Raw genomic sequence first — 17,770 nt, forward strand, 5'->3', positions numbered from 1 at the left:
AAGACAAAGTTATTGTATTTTATGGACGATACTCTACAAAAAAGCAGGATATTAAATCACAGCTACACTCTGCAAATTCTCTTGTTAAAGAATTTAATTGTAAAATTGTTAAAGAATACATTGATGAGAAAACATCTGCAACTAAAAAGACTTTGCATAACAGGCTAATGTTGAGATCATTAATGGATGACGCTGAGAATGGGAAATTCAATATCATAATAGTTTATAATAATGATCGTTTGGCAAGAAACCCGATAGAACATCTCTACCTTAGAGAATTTTTTTCACAACATAATGTGACTGTAATTTTAAGCGGGCCACGGACCCTTTATGACAATGGTGAACTTGTCCCTCAACTGCTAAAAGATGGAATGACAAAATTCGAATCCGACGCTACACGAGATAGGACTAAAGATAATTATAAATACAAAATTGAAAATGGAAAATGGATAGGTGGTAAAGTTCCTTTTGGGTATTGCTACGATAAAGACAAGAAAGAAATTACAATAAAACCAGAAAAAATTGGATTTGTTAAGCTGACTTTTAAGCTGTATAGAGAAGGACTTGGTTTCAAATCAATTGCAGCAGCTTTAAATGAAGAAAAAAATAATGATTTAGAGTGGACTAAAGAAAAAGTAAAATCTATTATCATTAATCCGTTTTACTCTGGTTATTTAAGTATGAATAAAAGGAATAAAACGTCACATAATTCTATCAATGATAGGAAAGATTGGATTTTGGGGAAGAGTAAGGATATTCCAGTAGTTATTTCGTTTGAAGAATGGGAGTATTGTATGTCAATGTACGAGAAAAAAAAGAAAGAAATTGTTTCTCCAAATTATTTATCATCACAATACTTACTTAAAGATATTCTTTATTGCAGGGAATGTGAAGTTCCACTAAAACCTAAAAATCAAAGTACCAAGAGCTTAAAAGGTGATGAACATAAAAAGAGAGTTTATGTTTGTCCACCATGCCGTGATAATGAATTGAGAAAGTATAAGATTCGCATTGATGTAGAAGAAATTGAAAAGTATGTTATATACTTTATACTGAATTTACTACAAAATCATAACCATTATGGTGATCCGGTTAACCTTCATAAAGAAGTAATTAAATCCGCTACAAAAGAGTTAGTAGAATATGACCTTGAGATTGAGAATTTAAAAAACGTTATTAATAAATACTTGATAGAAAAAGAAAAAGTGGAAAATGAAATAAAGAAAGTAATGTCAGAGAATGATCATGATTCCATTTTATATTCTCTCCAGGTTTACAAACAACAAACAAGTAAGAAAATAAAACTTAATAGGCTAAAAATTGATGAGATCTTAAAGAAAAAGGAATTCACAGAATTAATCATGTCTGATTTTAGCTTATGGCAAAATATGAACAATGGGCTTTACGGTAATGGCACTAAGAATTCAATGAGAAGATTGATTATCCATTTATTCAATAAAATTGAAGTTAGCCTGTCAAACGAGAGTAAAGATTTATGGGAAACTAATAAAAATGAACATCAAGGAAGAATTATTGAAAACCAGTACAATCTATATATCCATGGGAAGGTAAATTTAGAAACAAAGTACTTTCTAGATATTGAGGTTGATTAAAAATCAAAATATAAAACCATCTGCTGCAATTTATTGTAGTCAGATGGTTTTTATTAATTGGAGAAGCTCTTGTACCAAAATTAATCTATAGCTCGCCTATAAGAAAATTATTACAAAAATTCGCATCATTAATTTTCGGTAATAAGGTAGGAATGCAATGATATCTACGGCAAAAGGGTAGGGTTAGGATCCTAAACCTACCCTTTTGCCGTAAGGTGATTATGTGATATGACGTTAAGAGTGCTTGTCCTAAGGCTTTCCAAAAAAAATTATGGAGCTAAAGGACAAGCTCTTTTTTTGAAAGAATTTGATTTCGGCAGAGGGGTGAACATTAACTTTATTTTTCGGCAAGGTAGTAAATAACTTATATTTTGTCTGATTATGTTTTATTTATAATAAGTTACTTAAATAATATTACTAATGTAATTATACATGTAATTACATTAATAAGGTTGAATAGTTCTTGAGAATGACGTTATGTATTACTACATGAATAGTTATCATGGTAAAGTAAATGTAATTTCAAGAAAGACTAAAGGTGAATATTTAAATTAATTAAGTACCTTTTTATTGAATTAAATTTTATAGTAGTTACTAATGTAAATTAAGAAACTATCGGTTGTCCTATTTCTAGCCATCAAAACATAAAATGAGATGTGAATGGAGGGATATTTTTGGATAAGACCATTAGTTTATTTGAAGCAACAAGTATTTTGGAGGAATATTACATAACAGAATCTCCACAAATGGTAGCAAGGTGGTTAAGAGAGGGCAGAATTGAGGGGGAATCACCTAAAAATCGAAAAGAAGGCTGGAGAATTTCTCAAAATAGCTTATTTAAATACATTGAAAAAGAAAGACCTGGATTGATTGACCGTGTCATCTTTTGTGAAGAGCACATTGAGAGAGAAATATCTAATTCAAGATCGAAGGTTGGAGAAGTTAAAACACAAGTAGAACTCAACGGCACATCGGAAAATAATGGAGGTTTGTTTGAAGAAATAGCAGCATTAAAAAAACTTCTTATGGAAATTACGGAAACTCAACAAACAATGCTCAAGAAATTTAATGAAATAAATAAGAAGAGAGTTAGCAAACCTGCAGTTTCAGAAGGTCAGATTTCTTTATTCGATGAGGGAAATTCGACTGATGAGATTAAGAAATAGTTTAACTAACTTGTTTTAACTTTAATGATTTCCGTTATTCTTTCTAACATTAATTGATTTACTAAGGAATAGCGAACTGTCTGACCTACACGTATCCCATTTACTAGCTGGGCATTCTTTAGGATCTTAAGCTGGTGGGAAACAGCTGATTGTGAAATATCTAGCTTAGATACAATATCAGAAACATTTTGATCTGCTGCGTGTAATAAACTTAGGATTTTTAAACGTGTAGGGTCAGACATTGCTTGCATAAATTTAGTCAGTTTTTCTATCTCTTCTTCGCTGAAGTATGATGTCTGCATTTTAATTGCTCCCTTTGCTTAATACTTCTTAAAAGTCTTAACAATAATCTATTTATTCATTCATGGGTAATAGTTTTGAAAAGCACTTAAATAAAATGTAATATTTCTGTTTGCACTAGATGAGGTTCCTTCCCGTCATATGGTGCACTTTTCTTTTAAATTCTAAATAGGTACAATCTCTTACAATAAATAATTTTATTGAAATAAGTTGTAAATATTATTCGAAATATTTTTAATAATACTTCTCAATCTATTTCCATTTACCTACAATAAGTGTAAAATTTTAGATACGCCAGAAAAGGAGGATATTATGCTTGAATATGAATGGTATTTAACATTGCTTAAACCAGACGATTTAGTAGCAGTTTGTAAAATTCATAAAATTCCAGTGGAGGGATTTAAAAGGCCCGATAATGCCCCTGCTAACCGGGTTCATGCAGCAATAAAGAATACATTAAGAAGTGGATTTAATGGAGGGAAAAATAAACGAGGTAAAAAGCCTCTAACATACGAATCTCTGTTAGAAGGTGTAGCAAAAGAGTATATGAATAAGAATATACTATGGAATGATATTAACTTTGAACTTTTTTTAGAGAAATCCGAAATATATTACGGGAATAAACCCTTTGTCTCTGTCGCTCTCCTTTATAGTTTATTTCCAGATATTTATAAAGAACAACTTCATAAAATGCTTGAAAACTCCAAATTAGATAAATTCATATTCTATGGTTTTCAGGGATACAAAGAAAGTAGCACATATGAGAAAATCAACAATTTTGTAAGTACACATCTTTTATATAATAAATATCCTAATCTTAAAAGCACATTGGAGGATTTTTCTTATTCCCTGAATGATAATGAGAGCAAAACATTGGAAGAATTTATTCTTCTAACACAACAAATTGACGATCTTTCCCTTTACAAATTACTAATGGAAACCCACAAGGATGTTCAATACTTACTTTTATTAGCATTTTTATATCATAATGATAATTACTCTAATAGTGATTATAAAATTATGTCAGATGGAGTAGAGTTGATTTTATCAGAGAAAAGGCAAAATTTATTATGTAATAATTTAACACTAACATCAGAAATTGCTAAAGAATTACCAGAATTAAAAAGTGCAAACTCCCAGTTAGTAATCCAGAATAACAATTTACGTTTAAACTTAGAAAAAGCATTAAATGATAAAAAAGATACACAAGAAAAATTTGAACTATTAACTGGGAAAATAGATTCCTTTAATTTATATCTTAAATTCTTTGAAAGTTTTAGTGAGAAGATCAAAGATGAATTTATAGTAGCTGGAGGAGATTCATTTGACTTAGGACCTTACCTGAAGAATAACAGTATGACAATCAAGGCGTTAAAGGATATTAAAAAACAGGGAAAAGAAGAGTTGTTGAGAAATAAAACTATTTTCTTAACGCGAAATGCATTTTTTCATTCCCATGAGTGGTCGAATATGAAAAACTTTCTTGACAAGAACGATTTAGAGTACGAGGAACTTTATGGATTCAGTGAACTTGAATACTTAGAACAAATTATTAAATGGACATTTGAAAGGGAGACGAAACTATATGACTACAACTTTTAATTCGGAGCAAATAACTGGAGTTGAAAAAAGAGATGTAGAGAATTGTTATATACTAGGAAGACTTGCAGAAGATAGTGATCGTTTACCTAAACTAGGAGAAGAAATGAAGGCGGTTACATTTACGCGAGGGAAAGATCCGGAAAGGGTTGTTTATTACATCCAACCACTGTCTGCAGAGCCAGAAATTCTTTCTCAAAAATTAGGGAAATTGAGTGATGAAAAATATATCTCTTTTGATAACCATAACAGAACTTACTTAGAATCTATTAAATATTTTCAAGCTGAAAATCGATTGGAATTCTTAAGGGATCATTTTGAAGGAAAACTAATATTATTTAAACCGAGATTATCTTATGATTCCTCTAAAAGCCTTTACCATTACAATTTTGACATTGTTTTGGTAGAAAATGATGAGTTAAAGGGCTATACATATTTACCTGTTCCATATATCCGAAAAGGTATGCCGTCTAATAGATTTAATAAAATATTACAGGAAGGGCGACCTTTTCAATTACATCAATACAACCATTTTATGGAGCTGCCAGAATTTATTGTTTGTGACAGACATATTTACCATATACCAGACTCTGACATTCTAAAAAAAATAGAAACTAACCCTAACACATATGTTTGTAAAAAACCAGAAATGATAAAAGTTATGCCATTATCAGCCAAATGGTCTTTTAATCATGTAGGTGAGCATAGGGAAATCTCATTTATTACTAGTGATTTTGCAGGGAAATTAAGAGATGAATTTGATTCTGAGGGTACTGATATATATGAGAAAGAAGAAGAGAAGAAATCCAACTCTCATACAACAAAATCACCAGATTCTAATGTAAAAGATTTTATGTCTGAATATGAATTCATAAAATTATTAAATGATTTAGCAATTGAGAAAGATTTAGTTTATATGGAAGAAGACCTAATTAATTTTCATACTGCTTTAAAAACCAACTATTTTACTGTACTTGGAGGAATGAGTGGTACTGGTAAAACAGAATTAGCTAGACTTTATGCAGAAGCTCTAGGACTTCATTTAGGAAAAAATTTATTAATTGTCCCTGTCAGTCCGGGATACACTGAACCTTCAGATATTCTTGGTTTTTTAAATCAACAAAGTGGTATTTATATGGAAAGTGATACTGGATTAGTATCTTTTCTAAAGCAAGCAGAAAATAACCCTAAGAAATTACATATGGTTATTTTCGATGAAATGAATCTTGGACAAGTTGAACATTATTTTAGTGATTTTATATCATTACTTGAACTTCCAGAAGAGGACAGAATACTAAAATTGTTCAGTGAAAAAAGTTTTAGTCATCAAGAAGAGTATAGAAAGGGCATTAAGATTGGAAATAACGTTTTGATGGTCGGAACAGTAAATTTTGATGAAACCACAAAAGATTTTAGTAATCGTGTATTAGATCGCACCAATGTCATACGACTAGAAAAAACAAACTTTATTCAAGCTAAACGTCAAAGAGAATCATACAAGACAGATCAAGAGGAATTGAAACGACTAAAAAATTTAAAAATTGATTCTAATCGATATAGGGAATGGGTTAAAGATAAAACTGGATTAATATCTATTGATGATGCAGAGCTTGATATTCTCGAAAGTATTCATGACGTAATTAGTAGTTTTGACTCGCAGACAGGAGTATCCTTTCGTATTGCGAAAGCTATAGGAACATACCTTGAAAATATCCCCGAAGATCAAGATGAAAACCTATTAATGTCTCGAGATGTTGCATTTGATTACCAAATAAAACAAAGGGTTTTGTCGAAAATCAGAGGGCACAGAGATCAGATTGAAAAAGTAATTGGTGTTTATGACGAGGAAACACAGACATACAACCATGGTTTGATTGGATTGATTCTAGATACAGAAGAAGAAAAATTTGGAATATCACTAAACTTTTTAGAGCAAAAAGCGAAAGAGTTGATGAGAAATGGCTATACACTGTAATTCTGATGCTCTTCCCTTTCAAATAGTATTCAAAGGTAACAATTATAAAGAAGATATTAGTCATGTGTGGTCGGATTATTCAATAAATAGAGATGAACTTATCTCAGTAGGTGAAAATTTACCCACTGGAATACAATTTTTTGTAGAAGATGAAAATGATTTCGACGAAAATGCTTATATTCGTGTGGAAACTTCTTTATACGATGAACTAGAAGAACAAGAGGTGCGAAAGATACCTCTTTCAAATAATGATGATAATATTGAATGGTTTTATCGAGCGAAAGATCAAGAAGTATATCCTTGGAGAATGGGCATTTATATAATCGAAGTTGTCTACAAAGGGGAACGATATTTTACAGGATTTATGGTAGAGCCATTGCATTTACTTGTAAGCCAAGTTCAGTGGATTCACGACTATCTAGAAAAGTCTGTGGAAGGTATAATTTATGATTTTATTTACAGTAATAATTCCCTATCAAAACCAATTACAGAAGACTTATCATCTTATTGGTACTATGATTATGCTCGATTTATTCAACACAATAAACAGAGCATTATCTTTAGTTTGTTTTCTATAGAACGTGATCCTTCTAAAAACGTAATTGGAACAAATATTATTTCTAACATACCAGGTAAAGTGGATTCTAAATCACAAAGGTGGTTTATGACTTCTAAAGGAATAGCAAAAAATCTTGGGCTACAACCATATGTTTACCATAATAATAAAAAGAAAATCCTTTTAACCAACAATAAAGAAAATCAATGGCTGAAGGATACTATTTTGTTGTGGATGAAAGATCTTAATATAGTACAAAGTGAGATTGTTAGTGATTATAGTAAGCTAGTAAAGGATATCCATACTGAGGAAGTGAGCATTAAGCAATATGAAGCCTCGACTGAAAAGCTTTTTACTAAAAGAGATGTGGCAAAACCCCAAATTAATCAAATGTGGACTAAAATTAAAATTGCAAAACAAAATATTCATAAATATAAAGTATTAAAAAAGACCTTGGGTTTGTGGAAAAAAGATTTAGAAACTATCCAAGACCGATTTTCATGGCTGCTAACACACGCTTTTCTTAGTGATGTTGATCGAGGAAAGTCAAAGCCGATACTTAAAAAACATCCATATCGAGTTTTTAGTGACCTTTTTAACGAGTCTAAGAAAATACAGAAAAATGAAGGAGATAAGAAAAAGTACGTCCCTATTTTAAAACCTACATGGAAAATATTTGAGTATTTTTGTCTATTTAAAGTCATGGAGATATTAAAAGAAGATGGATACACCTTAACTGAGGGAATAACACAAAACTTTATTAATGTTTATAATCAAGAGGGTATTCCCGAAGGAAAACAATTTATTATGGAAAATAAAAATTCAATCATTCATATTTGGTTTGATAAATATTTGGCTTTTGATGATAAAGAGGCTGAAGAAAGAGATGAGAATTTTTATTCTTTTCAAGATAAAAGGCGTCCAGACATAAAATTAGACTACTACCACAAACAGGACGATGAAACTTATTGGTTCAGAGATAGCTTTGTAATGGATTCAAAGTATCGTAAAATGAAATCTTTATATAAAAGCAGTTATTTTAATACCACCAAGCACCAACTTTCAAGTTATTCTAGTATTTTTTATAGAGGAGAGAACACATTCACTCCCTATGCTCACTGTGTAAGCCGGGTGGTGTGTTTATATTCCAAAGACAGTAATAACGAAGTATTAACTGTTAACAGACCTTTTACATTTATTCAACTTTATCCTGAATTAGTAGATGACTTTGATGAATTTCGTATTATAGGTCATATTGAACTATCAAATACTATGCACGAATGGATTGAAGGAAGAAATTATTCTAGAACTCAAAAAGTATCAAATTAATCTGAATTTTTCTAGGTTCATCTAAAAAGTTCAAAAAGGAAAAAGATAAAATAGGCACCCCATATAGAAGGGGTGCCTTTAGTTGATGAGATTATGTTTATCGTTTTTATTTATACAGGAATAAACAAGCCGATTTTGCTGTTATTGAGTTGCAGGCTTATTTGGATAAAAACATATTATTTAATTCATTATCCTAGATTTTTAATTCAATTAACAAATCCTTACAAAAGAAGTATTTTTCTTCGTTAAGAATGATGTAGATTTGCATTATGTAGATTTGCATTAATTAAAGGTGTCTGTTTCTGGCAATTAAATAATGTATGTTTTGGCAGTATGTTTATTAATGATTTCGAATCATTACTCAAGGTAGAACTGTATAGATGCTTATATTTATAAATAATTGTCAAGCTATGCTAATTGTTTTAACGGGGCAGGTTAGTGGAATAAGAGGGGATGAAATCCATCTTCTTACTTCTGCATTTATTCTTTTTACATTTCAATCCTTATTGGAATAGCATAAGAAAAAATCTCAGAATGCTGATTTACCAGTGTTCTGAGATTTTTATGCTTCATGATGTAAATCCGCATTTTTCTGACGCTACCCCTATTTATAATAATAAGCCCTCTCCCTTCTTTTAAAAGAGGGAGGGCTTATTTTTTTAATTGTTTTTTTGTTCCATAAAGTATGCTAATAGTAAATCTTTTTGGATACTATCTACAATTCGATAATTTGATTGCCAAAGAGTTTTACTTTTACCTACTTGTTGAGGGTTTGTATCTGTATCAAAAGTGTTTTGTACTAAACGAAGACCAGCTTTTTCCCAAATTTGAATTGGGTCAAAGTTCCATTCTAAAAAACCATCTTTTTCTTTTAATAGTGCTCTAAAAGCACCGAAGATAGGAAGAATAAATCCAATAGAGATTTCATAAGAAAGTGTTTTTTGAGTAAATAATGTTGAGAAGTTACCATTGTTCTCAACACCCCGAACACTTCCGAAACGACCAGTTTTACCATCTTCATTTTTAAATTCTTGATATTTTTCTGGTAATTCAGTTTGGATTTTTTCGTACAATTCGACAAGTTTAGGAATCTGTAAAGCTAATTGCTTGTAGATATTAGGATTACTGTCAAATTCTTTTTTGTAATCTTTAAATACAGAATGTTTAGCAGAATATGTTGAAACAGGAGCACTACTATCATCTGGAAAACGTTTAATATTAAAAGCAAACATTAGCTTTAATAATTCGATGATAGGAATACGTTTGTTATCATTATCTTTAAAAGCAATTTCATTTGCATAAATTTCATTTTTTATTGCTTCTTTAACAAAATCAAATTTATCATCTAGTTCGAATAGTGCAAGGTCACTAACTTGAGCAGATGTGTTTCGTGCATCTGCTAGTGCAGCTACATCTAAATCTTTCCCAATTAGAATCTCTAATTTAACATATTTTTTTGTAGTTTCAGGTAAATGGATGCGATTTTCAATAATCGCTTGATACGTGTGACCGCCATCGAGGATACCAAACTTTTTTGGATCATCCCCTAAGTCTAATTCAGCCATACTATCGTTTGTATGGAATTTAAAGTTATTTGCGGTAATAACAATACCACGGTTATTAAGGTCAAAATAATTATCCGTGCTTTTAACAGCTGTAATTAGTTGTTTAGCTACAGATGTATTCATTTTAGGTTTTCGGGGATTTACTTCTAAAGAAATACCTTGTGGTAAATCTTGAAATTCTGTCCACGCATAATAAGTTGTAACGTCTGGATTTGATGGTGATGCGATTGTTCGTACTGTTTTTACTCTAAATTTTGTATTCATTTGAATACCTCCTAATTTTTTTCGCTTGAGCATTTGTGCTAAGCGTTAATTAAATCTTACCTTAATAATCCAATTTTAAAAAGGAACCGTAGTTCCTTTTTAAAATTTTTTTGTTAAAATAAATATATGACAAAAAAACAACTATTAACTGAACATGCAATAAACCTAGGAAATATTATTAAAGAATACAGATTAGCACTTTCTCTTGAAAAGAAATCAAGGCAATATTTCATTGATGATCGAATTAATAAGCAATTATTACCTGTTGATTGGATATCTGAAAAATCGTTATCAAATATTGAAAATGGATACAATATGCCTAGCTTAGTAACATTGAAATATTTATCCGTTGCTTTAGAAGTTGATTTTTCAACTTTAATAAACGCTATAGAAGAATATATTTTGCCTTCTGAAAATAGTAATCGAAACTAGGAGAAAGGTTCTCAACAAGGCACTCTTTTTTTGCCTTCGATAATAAAAAAAATGCCCATTTTAGGCGTTATTTTTAAATGGATTTTGGGCAATATTGTTTTTGAACTTAAAATGGTTTGAGTTAAGAAGATAAGTAGCTACTTTTTTTGTTGAACTAACGGGTAGCGTAAATGGAATAAGCGTATGTATTAAATAAAGGCTGAATAAACAAGATTTTATTCATTACTTGTTATTCAGCCTTATTTTCATTCGAAAAATATACTGCCATTAGCGACATTTCTTAATTGCCAAATACAGGTGTCCATTGTCCTAGTTTCTTCGTACATGTTTTTTAACCAAAATGAACGAAGAAATGACTTATACACACTAATTATTATTGTAGTTTTTCCCACACCTTTTTTCCCGCAATTAGAAAATTTATAATATTTCCTATTGGAAAAACTTGTTGATGTAATATTCAATGGTGAATTAGTAAAATAGGAAGTAACAAAATTAAAATATAAATATACGGATATAGGACAAATCCTCGGTACATAGGTATATTCCGAGGGGGAGTACACCTATGAAGAAGAATTATATACTCGTCTTCAAAAAATCCACTCGTTCTGATAAAGAAGTTATAGAGAAATTAATTCAGTACACGGTTAGTAAAGTGTTGTTAAACGCAAAAGCTTAAAGCCCGCCATATTGCGGGCTGTTTTTTTAGGTATTGAATGTTGGAAAGGAAGAAGAGCTATGGGAAACAATAATCACGTAGCAGCTATTTACGTACGTGTTTCTACATTAAAATCATCACAGAAGGATTCACCGGAACATCAGCGTATGTTATGTGAAGAAAAAGCCGTAGCTGAAGATTTACAAGTTGGCTATGTTTATGAAGACCGCGATTCAGGAACAAGCATGATTCGACGAAAAGAGATACAAAACCTGCTTGATGACGCAAATAAAGGTTTTTTTAATACAGTGATTTTTTCGTCCTTATCACGTTTTTCTCGTGATATGATGGATGCCCTTACTATGAAACGTAAACTAGTGGAAATGTATGGTGTTCGGGTTATTTCTATAGAGGAAGCGTTCGATTCAAAAATTGATACTGATGAACTGAAGTTCCAGTTAATAACTGCAGTCAACCAAAAGTTATCTGAACAAATCGCCCTTTCCTCTAGAAGGGGGATTCGGCAAAGTGCAAGAAAAGGCAATTTTACAGGCAGCATAGCCCCCTTTGGTTATAAAAAAATAAGAACGGATGATCACCGAAAAAGTTTAGCTGTTATTCCTGAAAACGCTGAAGTAGTCAAAACCATATTTGACCTATATGTACATAACCACATGGGAGAAAAGAGCATTGTTAACAATTTGAACGATCGTGAAATCCCTTCTCCAAAAGGGAATTTGTGGCAGGTTACTACTATACAACGTATACTTCAAAATGAAGCATATACTGGTAAGAATGTTTTTGGTAAATATACATCTAAGAAAATATACAATAATGAAGATAATATACATGATCATTCCAAAAAGCTTGTTCAAAAAAATAAAGAAGATTGGGAATCGAATGAAGAGAAAAACTGGGAAGCTATTATCCCTAACGAAATCTTTAGTAAAGCTCAACAAATTCGTTTAGAGCGAGGCGGTGGAAAAAGAGGCGGTCGTAGAAATGTAAAGAATGTTCTTTCCGGAGTTGTAAGATGCTCGCATTGTGGAAATTCCCTTGTAGTGACTAAGTCCGGAAAAAAAGGAAAAGACGGTCAGGAATATAGGTACCTTGTATGTTCAACTCGTAAACGTTCTGGAAAACACGGTTGTGAAAACGGTCTTTGGATCCCTTTTGAGCCGTTCTTGAATGACATCTTATCCTATCTGAGTAAGCAATTTCAAAAAGTAATCGACTGTGAAAAGATAGCTGCTGAGTCTAATCTAAAAAACAATGAAAAACCTCAAAAGATACAAAATAAGAAAAATCAGCTCAACAAAAAGATACAAAATCTAAGGAAATTTCTTTTTGAGCTAAGAAAAGACTTTAAGCTGGGAGAAATCGATGAAGAACAATATCAATTTGAAAAAAAGGAATTAGAAAAGGATTTAAAGAACAGCCAAGAACAACTGGCACTTCATGAACGCGATAAAGAAATCGAAGATAACAGTGCTTCCATTAAAAAGGAAATGAAAGAAGCTCTTGATCGATTAGTTAATTTAGATACCCAAGACAAAGATGAACTTCGCTTCATTTTAAAAGCCTGTATTGACGAGATCTTAGTGAATAAAGTGGGAGAAGTCGAAGTCTTCACTCCTTTCGGCACTTTGCACTGATTATAGGTATTCAAAACACATTACGAATGCGATGCAAAAGCTTGGTGTTAAGGGGAGATCACAAGCTGTTGTTGAGCTCCTTCGTATGGGTGAACTTGAGCTCTAATACGTACCGGCTGACCTTGCTTTAAGGGTAGCCGGTTATTATTTCTGTGCAGAAAAATCGGGGCTGCGCCAAACTGACTATGCCATTTCTTATTTTTCAAATCGGACATCTAAAATATGAAACTTGCAATTTTCAGCGAAAACATACAAAATGGATATGATACGCACATTCCTACTGTTAAATTTCATTCCGTGCGGTCAGATTGAATGAGTGAGGGTTGCTGATGACAGTTCATAATGATGTAGTAAGTGATAAAATGGTCGCTGATATGGAGAAATCCCTGAGACATATTTCTGTTATGGTCAAACAGAAGGGACGGGAGATTCTTAATCAATTCCCGATTACACCGCCTCAATTCGTAGCGCTCCAATGGCTTTCCGAACATGGCGACATGACAGTCGGTGAATTATCTAATAAAATGTACCTCGCATGCAGCACCACCACAGATCTTGTTGACCGAATGGAAAAAAACAAACTGGTGGTAAGGATCAAAGACGCGAATGACCGAAGGGTTGTGAGAGTGCATCTTCTTGAAGAAGGCCAGCGCATCATTGAAGAAGTTATACAAAAGCGTCAACAATACTTAAAAAATGTAATCAAAAATTATGATATGCAAGAAATCATCCAGCTTGAAAGCTCATTATTGAAATTACACCTAGAAATGAGAGAAGAATGAGGCGATTTTTTGAACAGAGCAATTGGCGTCATTGATTCCGGTGTCGGCGGGCTGACCGTTGCACGCGAAATCATGAGGCAGTTACCAAACGAAGACATCATCTACTTAGGTGATACGGCGAGATGCCCATATGGACCGAGACCGCTTGAAGAGGTTCGGTCATTTACTTGGCAAATGACGAATTATCTCTTGTCAAATCACCATATAAAAATGCTTGTGATCGCCTGCAACACGGCAACAGCCATTGCATTGCAGGAAATCCAGGAAGAGCTTGATATCCCTGTAGTAGGCGTCGTTTTCCCTGGAGCAAGAACAGCGATTAAAGTCACCAGAAACAATCATATCGGCGTTATTGGAACGGTTAATACAGTTGCAAGCCGTGCATATGAGAAGGCTCTTAAAACGATTAAGAAGACAGTCGAAGTCGAGAGCTTGGCATGCCCTGCATTTGTTCCGCTTGTAGAAAGCGGAGATTACGAAAACGATTATGCTGTATCCATTGTACGTGAATCTCTTTTTCCTTTAAAAGATCAGCCGATTGATACTCTTATTCTTGGATGTACGCATTATCCGGTCTTAAAGACGTTAATTGAGGATTATATGGGTCCCAAAGTGAAAATTATCAGCTCTGGTGATGAAACAGCCCGTGAAGTCAGTACAATCCTGTCTTATAAAGGAGCATTGAATGAGACGCAGGAAGAGAATCATCATTTGTTTTTAACGACTGGATCAAAGGAGCTTTTCCAGAGGATTGCTTCTCAGCTGTTTGAGCAGCCTGTTGAAAATGTAAAATCTATTACGCTGTAAAAAGAGGAGCCGATTGCCGGTTCCTCTTTTCGTGTTGTCCAGCTCCACCGCCTAGCCCCACGGCCAGAACAAAATCCTCCAATTAAATTGGAAACCCCTCCAATTAATTCGGAAACCCCATGAATTAATTCTAAAACCCCTCCAATTAAGTTGGACCCCATCAATTCGGTATTTTCTCCTCGGCCTGTGAACAGTCGGTTCCGCTTTTCATGTTGTCCAGCTCCACCTCCTAGCCCCTCGGCCAAAACGGCTCCGTCTGTAAAGCAATAAGCGCCTTTTCAGCCGGATCCTTATTTGTCTTTCGGGTCTGACCAGTAGGTCCGCTTTTCTTATTGTCTAGCTCCATCGCCCAACTCCTCGGCCAGAACGGATCCGTCTGTCTGCGCTAAACGGGCGCTTCCGCTTTTCTTAGTACAAAAATTCTTTTCAAATTCGGTCTAATTCAATAAACAGCTCGTATACATAGTAGTACAAACTGCCTTAGGAGGGAATTGTATGTCTCAAACTAGAAACATGAAGATTGCTGCTACTGTTGTAACATCGACGCTGCTCTTGTCAGGATGCGGATTATTCGGCGGGGAAAAAGCAAAGGAAATCGATCCTCCGCAAGATGTTTCATACACAGAAGATGCTGATAAAGGGAACGAAGAAACTCTGAAAGAAGAAAAAACAACAGCAGAGGGTGAAAAAGGAGAAGAGTCTGCAGAAACCTATACTAGGCAGTTATACTTGATTGACAGCAACGGGCTTGTTGTTGCCCAGACATTTGACCTGCCAAAGCAAGAAGGAGTAGCCAAACAGGTTCTTGAATACCTTGTAGAGGGCGGACCAGTCAGCAATATCCTTCCTGATGGCTTCAGAGCCGTTATCCCTCAGGATACTCAAGTGGATGTGAATGTTAAAGATGGTACTGCCATCGTTGACTTTTCTAAAGAGTTTAAAAACTATCAAGCCGAAGATGAGCTGAAAATCCTTCAGTCGATTACTTGGACATTGACTCAATTTGACTCAGTCAAAACAGTAAAAATTATGATTAACGGTCATGAACAAAATGAAATGCCTGTAGGGGGCACACCGATCAGCAGCGAGCTGAGCCGTGCTGACGGCATCAATCTGGATACAGCGGGTGTTATGGATATTACGAATACAAAGCCTCTGACGGTTTACTATACAGCCCAGCATAACGATCAGACATACTATGTACCTGTAACGACGCGGGTAAGCAATGACGAAGAAGATCCAATAGCAGCTGTGGTGAAAAAATTAACAGAGGAACCGAACATCTCACAAGCATTGCTCACTGACATGCAGAAGGATGTGAAGCTTCTTGAAGAACCTAAAGTGGAAGACGGCACTGTCACTCTGAATTTCAACGAGTCCATTTATGGAAGTGCAGATGAAGAGAAAAAGATGGTTTCAACTCATGTTCTAAATTCCCTTGTCTTATCACTGACTGAACAGCCTGGCATTGAAAACGTTGTATTAACGGTTGACGGAAAAGCAGAGCTTGTAAATGAAGAAGGCAAAAAGATGACTGAACCTGTCTCACGTCCAGTCAATGTGAACACAGGTAGTTTTTAATCGCTGATTTTTGATATACTATATAGAGAAACTAAGAGGTAGTCATAAGCGCTGCCTCTTCTTTATTGTTTATACATAAAACGAAAGCTTGATCAGCATAAGAATTGATCGGAGGAATATGATGAGACATGATGGGCGCAAACAAGATGAATTAAGAAGAGTTGAAATTCTGACAGACTACGTGAAGCATCCTGAGGGTTCGGTGTTAATCAGTGTTGGCGATACAAAGGTAATTTGCAATGCAAGCATTGAGGACCGTGTGCCTCCATTTATGCGGGGAGAAGGAAAGGGATGGATCACAGCGGAATATTCCATGCTGCCCCGCGCTACTGAACAGCGGACGATCAGAGAGTCTTCAAAAGGTAAAATAACAGGCCGCACGATGGAAATACAGCGCTTGATTGGACGAGCTTTGCGTGCAGTGGTTGATCTTGAAAAGTTAGGCGAGCGCACCATCTGGATTGACTGCGATGTGATCCAGGCAGATGGCGGGACGCGCACAGCTTCCATTACCGGAGCTTTCGTTGCCATGACTTTAGCACTTGGAAAGCTGATGTCTCAGAAGAAACTCAGTACGCTGCCAATCACGGATTTTCTTGCGGCGACATCAGTCGGAATGGATTCAAAGCTTGGTGAGATCTTGGATTTAAATTATATTGAGGATTCATCAGCAGAGGTGGATATGAATGTCATCATGACGTCTTCAGGGAAATTCGTTGAGCTTCAGGGAACTGGAGAAGAAGCGACTTTTTCAAGAGAAGAACTGAATGAATTACTTGATTTAGCTGAAAAAGGAATAAACTCGCTAATTTCAATTCAAATGGAGGCCCTTGGAGATTTAGCTCTGAAAATCATCGATCAAAAAGATGGAAAGGGATGAATCATATGAAGGAAGTTATTATTGCAACGAAAAATGCAGGTAAGTTACTTGAATTTCAATCGATCTTATCTCAATACGATTTAAAGGCCATTTCACTGATGGACCTGGAAGATTCTCCAGAAGTTGAAGAAACGGGCTCTACGTTTGAAGAAAATGCCGTTTTAAAAGCGGAGGCAATCTCAAAGCTATATGGGAAAATGGCCATTGCAGATGATTCCGGGCTATCAGTCGATTATCTTGGCGGAGAACCTGGGGTTTATTCAGCACGCTATGCAGGAGCTGAGAAAAGTGATGCAGCCAATATTGAAAAAGTGCTGCTTCAGCTGAAGGGTGTTTCAAAGGAAGAACGGAATGCCAGATTCCGCTGTGCACTGGCACTGGCTGAGCCTGGCCGTGAAACGGTTACGGTAGAAGGTTCAGTTGAAGGCTATATCACAGAAGAGCCAATGGGAGAGAATGGATTCGGGTACGATCCTATTTTCTTAGTGAAAGATAAAGCAAAAACGATGGCACAGTTAACGAAGGAAGAGAAAAATAAAATCAGCCATCGTGCGGTTGCGCTGCAAAAGCTTGCAAAACTGCTTAAAGCCTGACGATGGGGAGTTTTTTAC

General features: G+C 34.3%; 14 protein-coding genes and 1 pseudogene. 13 read left to right on the forward strand and 2 right to left on the reverse strand.

From position 1 onward, the window contains the following. The first annotated feature begins 11 nt into the window (after positions 1 to 11). Both E2R53_RS00445 and E2R53_RS00450 read left to right on the forward strand, forming a co-directional pair. On the forward strand, positions 12 to 1,613 hold the full coding sequence (locus tag E2R53_RS00445; RefSeq protein WP_286166102.1) for a recombinase family protein: 1,602 nt from the start codon (positions 12 to 14) through the stop codon (positions 1,611 to 1,613). Between the two features lie 674 nt (positions 1,614 to 2,287). Then, positions 2,288 to 2,779, forward strand: a complete 492-nt coding sequence (locus tag E2R53_RS00450) for a hypothetical protein (protein ID WP_133309932.1) — start codon at positions 2,288 to 2,290, stop codon at positions 2,777 to 2,779. A 5-nt stretch (positions 2,780 to 2,784) separates the two neighbouring features. Here the strand turns inward: E2R53_RS00450 and E2R53_RS00455 are convergent, their stop codons facing one another. After that, entirely contained in the window at positions 2,785 to 3,081 is a 297-nt protein-coding gene (locus E2R53_RS00455) for an ArsR/SmtB family transcription factor (RefSeq protein WP_133309933.1), read from the reverse strand. Positions 3,082 to 3,391: 310 nt separating this feature from the next. Between E2R53_RS00455 and E2R53_RS00460 the strand changes: the two genes are divergently transcribed. Genes E2R53_RS00460 through E2R53_RS00470 form a run of 3 tightly spaced genes read left to right on the forward strand, consistent with a single transcriptional unit; the run spans position 3,392 to position 8,538 of the window. Further along, complete coding sequence (locus E2R53_RS00460) at positions 3,392 to 4,681, forward strand: hypothetical protein (RefSeq protein ID WP_133309934.1); 1,290 nt, start codon at positions 3,392 to 3,394, stop codon at positions 4,679 to 4,681. Then, positions 4,665 to 6,653: an McrB family protein gene (locus tag E2R53_RS00465; RefSeq protein WP_133309935.1), complete on the forward strand. Its 1,989-nt coding sequence runs from the start codon at positions 4,665 to 4,667 to the stop codon at positions 6,651 to 6,653. Before E2R53_RS00460 ends, E2R53_RS00465 begins: the two co-directional genes overlap by 17 nt. Next, a complete protein-coding gene (locus E2R53_RS00470) occupies positions 6,637 to 8,538 on the forward strand; it encodes a hypothetical protein (RefSeq protein WP_133309936.1) in 1,902 nt (633 codons plus the stop codon). The genes E2R53_RS00465 and E2R53_RS00470 overlap by 17 nt, the downstream gene beginning before the upstream one ends. Before the next feature lie 659 nt (positions 8,539 to 9,197). On the opposite strand, the gene E2R53_RS00475 is transcribed toward E2R53_RS00470, so the two are convergent. Next, positions 9,198 to 10,367, reverse strand: a complete 1,170-nt coding sequence (locus E2R53_RS00475; RefSeq protein WP_133309937.1) for an AIPR family protein — start codon at positions 10,365 to 10,367, stop codon at positions 9,198 to 9,200. 126 nt (positions 10,368 to 10,493) lie between these two features. Between E2R53_RS00475 and E2R53_RS00480 the strand changes: the two genes are divergently transcribed. The 8 genes and pseudogenes from E2R53_RS00480 to E2R53_RS00515 all read left to right on the forward strand — a co-directional run bounded on the left by E2R53_RS00480 (position 10,494) and on the right by E2R53_RS00515 (position 17,752). Then, entirely contained in the window at positions 10,494 to 10,799 is a 306-nt protein-coding gene (locus tag E2R53_RS00480) for a helix-turn-helix domain-containing protein (RefSeq protein ID WP_286166028.1), read from the forward strand. 735 nt (positions 10,800 to 11,534) lie between these two features. Further along, positions 11,535 to 13,109, forward strand: coding sequence for a recombinase family protein (locus tag E2R53_RS00485; protein WP_133309938.1), 1,575 nt, complete (start codon positions 11,535 to 11,537; stop codon positions 13,107 to 13,109). A gap of 16 nt (positions 13,110 to 13,125) precedes the next feature. Continuing rightward, positions 13,126 to 13,215 (forward strand): annotated as a pseudogene (gene gerE / locus E2R53_RS00490) (spore germination transcription factor GerE); the annotation flags it as partial. 223 nt (positions 13,216 to 13,438) lie between these two features. Further along, a complete protein-coding gene (locus E2R53_RS00495; protein WP_133309939.1) occupies positions 13,439 to 13,891 on the forward strand; it encodes a MarR family winged helix-turn-helix transcriptional regulator in 453 nt (150 codons plus the stop codon). Positions 13,892 to 13,900: 9 nt separating this feature from the next. Then, complete coding sequence (gene racE / locus E2R53_RS00500; protein ID WP_133309940.1) at positions 13,901 to 14,698, forward strand: glutamate racemase; 798 nt, start codon at positions 13,901 to 13,903, stop codon at positions 14,696 to 14,698. A 513-nt stretch (positions 14,699 to 15,211) separates the two neighbouring features. Continuing rightward, positions 15,212 to 16,279 (forward strand): GerMN domain-containing protein, encoded by a 1,068-nt coding sequence (locus E2R53_RS00505; RefSeq protein ID WP_133311094.1) that lies wholly within the window; start codon positions 15,212 to 15,214, stop codon positions 16,277 to 16,279. 121 nt (positions 16,280 to 16,400) lie between these two features. Further along, positions 16,401 to 17,159 (forward strand): ribonuclease PH, encoded by a 759-nt coding sequence (gene rph / locus E2R53_RS00510; RefSeq protein ID WP_070876380.1) that lies wholly within the window; start codon positions 16,401 to 16,403, stop codon positions 17,157 to 17,159. Positions 17,160 to 17,164: 5 nt separating this feature from the next. Then, a complete protein-coding gene (locus tag E2R53_RS00515) occupies positions 17,165 to 17,752 on the forward strand; it encodes an XTP/dITP diphosphatase (RefSeq protein ID WP_133309941.1) in 588 nt (195 codons plus the stop codon). The last annotated feature ends 18 nt before the right edge of the window (positions 17,753 to 17,770 follow it).

It is taken from the genome of Peribacillus frigoritolerans, assembly GCF_004358755.1.
Lineage (GTDB): Bacteria > Bacillota > Bacilli > Bacillales > Bacillaceae > Bacillus_P.

Bases quoted from the DNA above. Each gene is read 5' to 3' on its own strand.
- E2R53_RS00465 (WP_133309935.1), top strand. From the start codon at position 4,665: ATGACTACAACTTTTAATTCGGAGCAAATAACTGGAGTTGAAAAAAGA.
- E2R53_RS00460 (WP_133309934.1), top strand. From the start codon at position 3,392: ATGCTTGAATATGAATGGTATTTAACATTGCTTAAACCAGACGATTTA.
- E2R53_RS00480 (WP_286166028.1), top strand. From the start codon at position 10,494: ATGACAAAAAAACAACTATTAACTGAACATGCAATAAACCTAGGAAAT.
- E2R53_RS00495 (WP_133309939.1), top strand. From the start codon at position 13,439: ATGACAGTTCATAATGATGTAGTAAGTGATAAAATGGTCGCTGATATG.
- E2R53_RS00475 (WP_133309937.1), bottom strand. From the start codon at position 10,367: ATGAATACAAAATTTAGAGTAAAAACAGTACGAACAATCGCATCACCA.
- E2R53_RS00470 (WP_133309936.1), top strand. From the start codon at position 6,637: ATGGCTATACACTGTAATTCTGATGCTCTTCCCTTTCAAATAGTATTC.
- rph (WP_070876380.1), top strand. From the start codon at position 16,401: ATGAGACATGATGGGCGCAAACAAGATGAATTAAGAAGAGTTGAAATT.
- E2R53_RS00485 (WP_133309938.1), top strand. From the start codon at position 11,535: ATGGGAAACAATAATCACGTAGCAGCTATTTACGTACGTGTTTCTACA.
- E2R53_RS00455 (WP_133309933.1), bottom strand. From the start codon at position 3,081: ATGCAGACATCATACTTCAGCGAAGAAGAGATAGAAAAACTGACTAAA.
- E2R53_RS00505 (WP_133311094.1), top strand. From the start codon at position 15,212: ATGAAGATTGCTGCTACTGTTGTAACATCGACGCTGCTCTTGTCAGGA.
- E2R53_RS00515 (WP_133309941.1), top strand. From the start codon at position 17,165: ATGAAGGAAGTTATTATTGCAACGAAAAATGCAGGTAAGTTACTTGAA.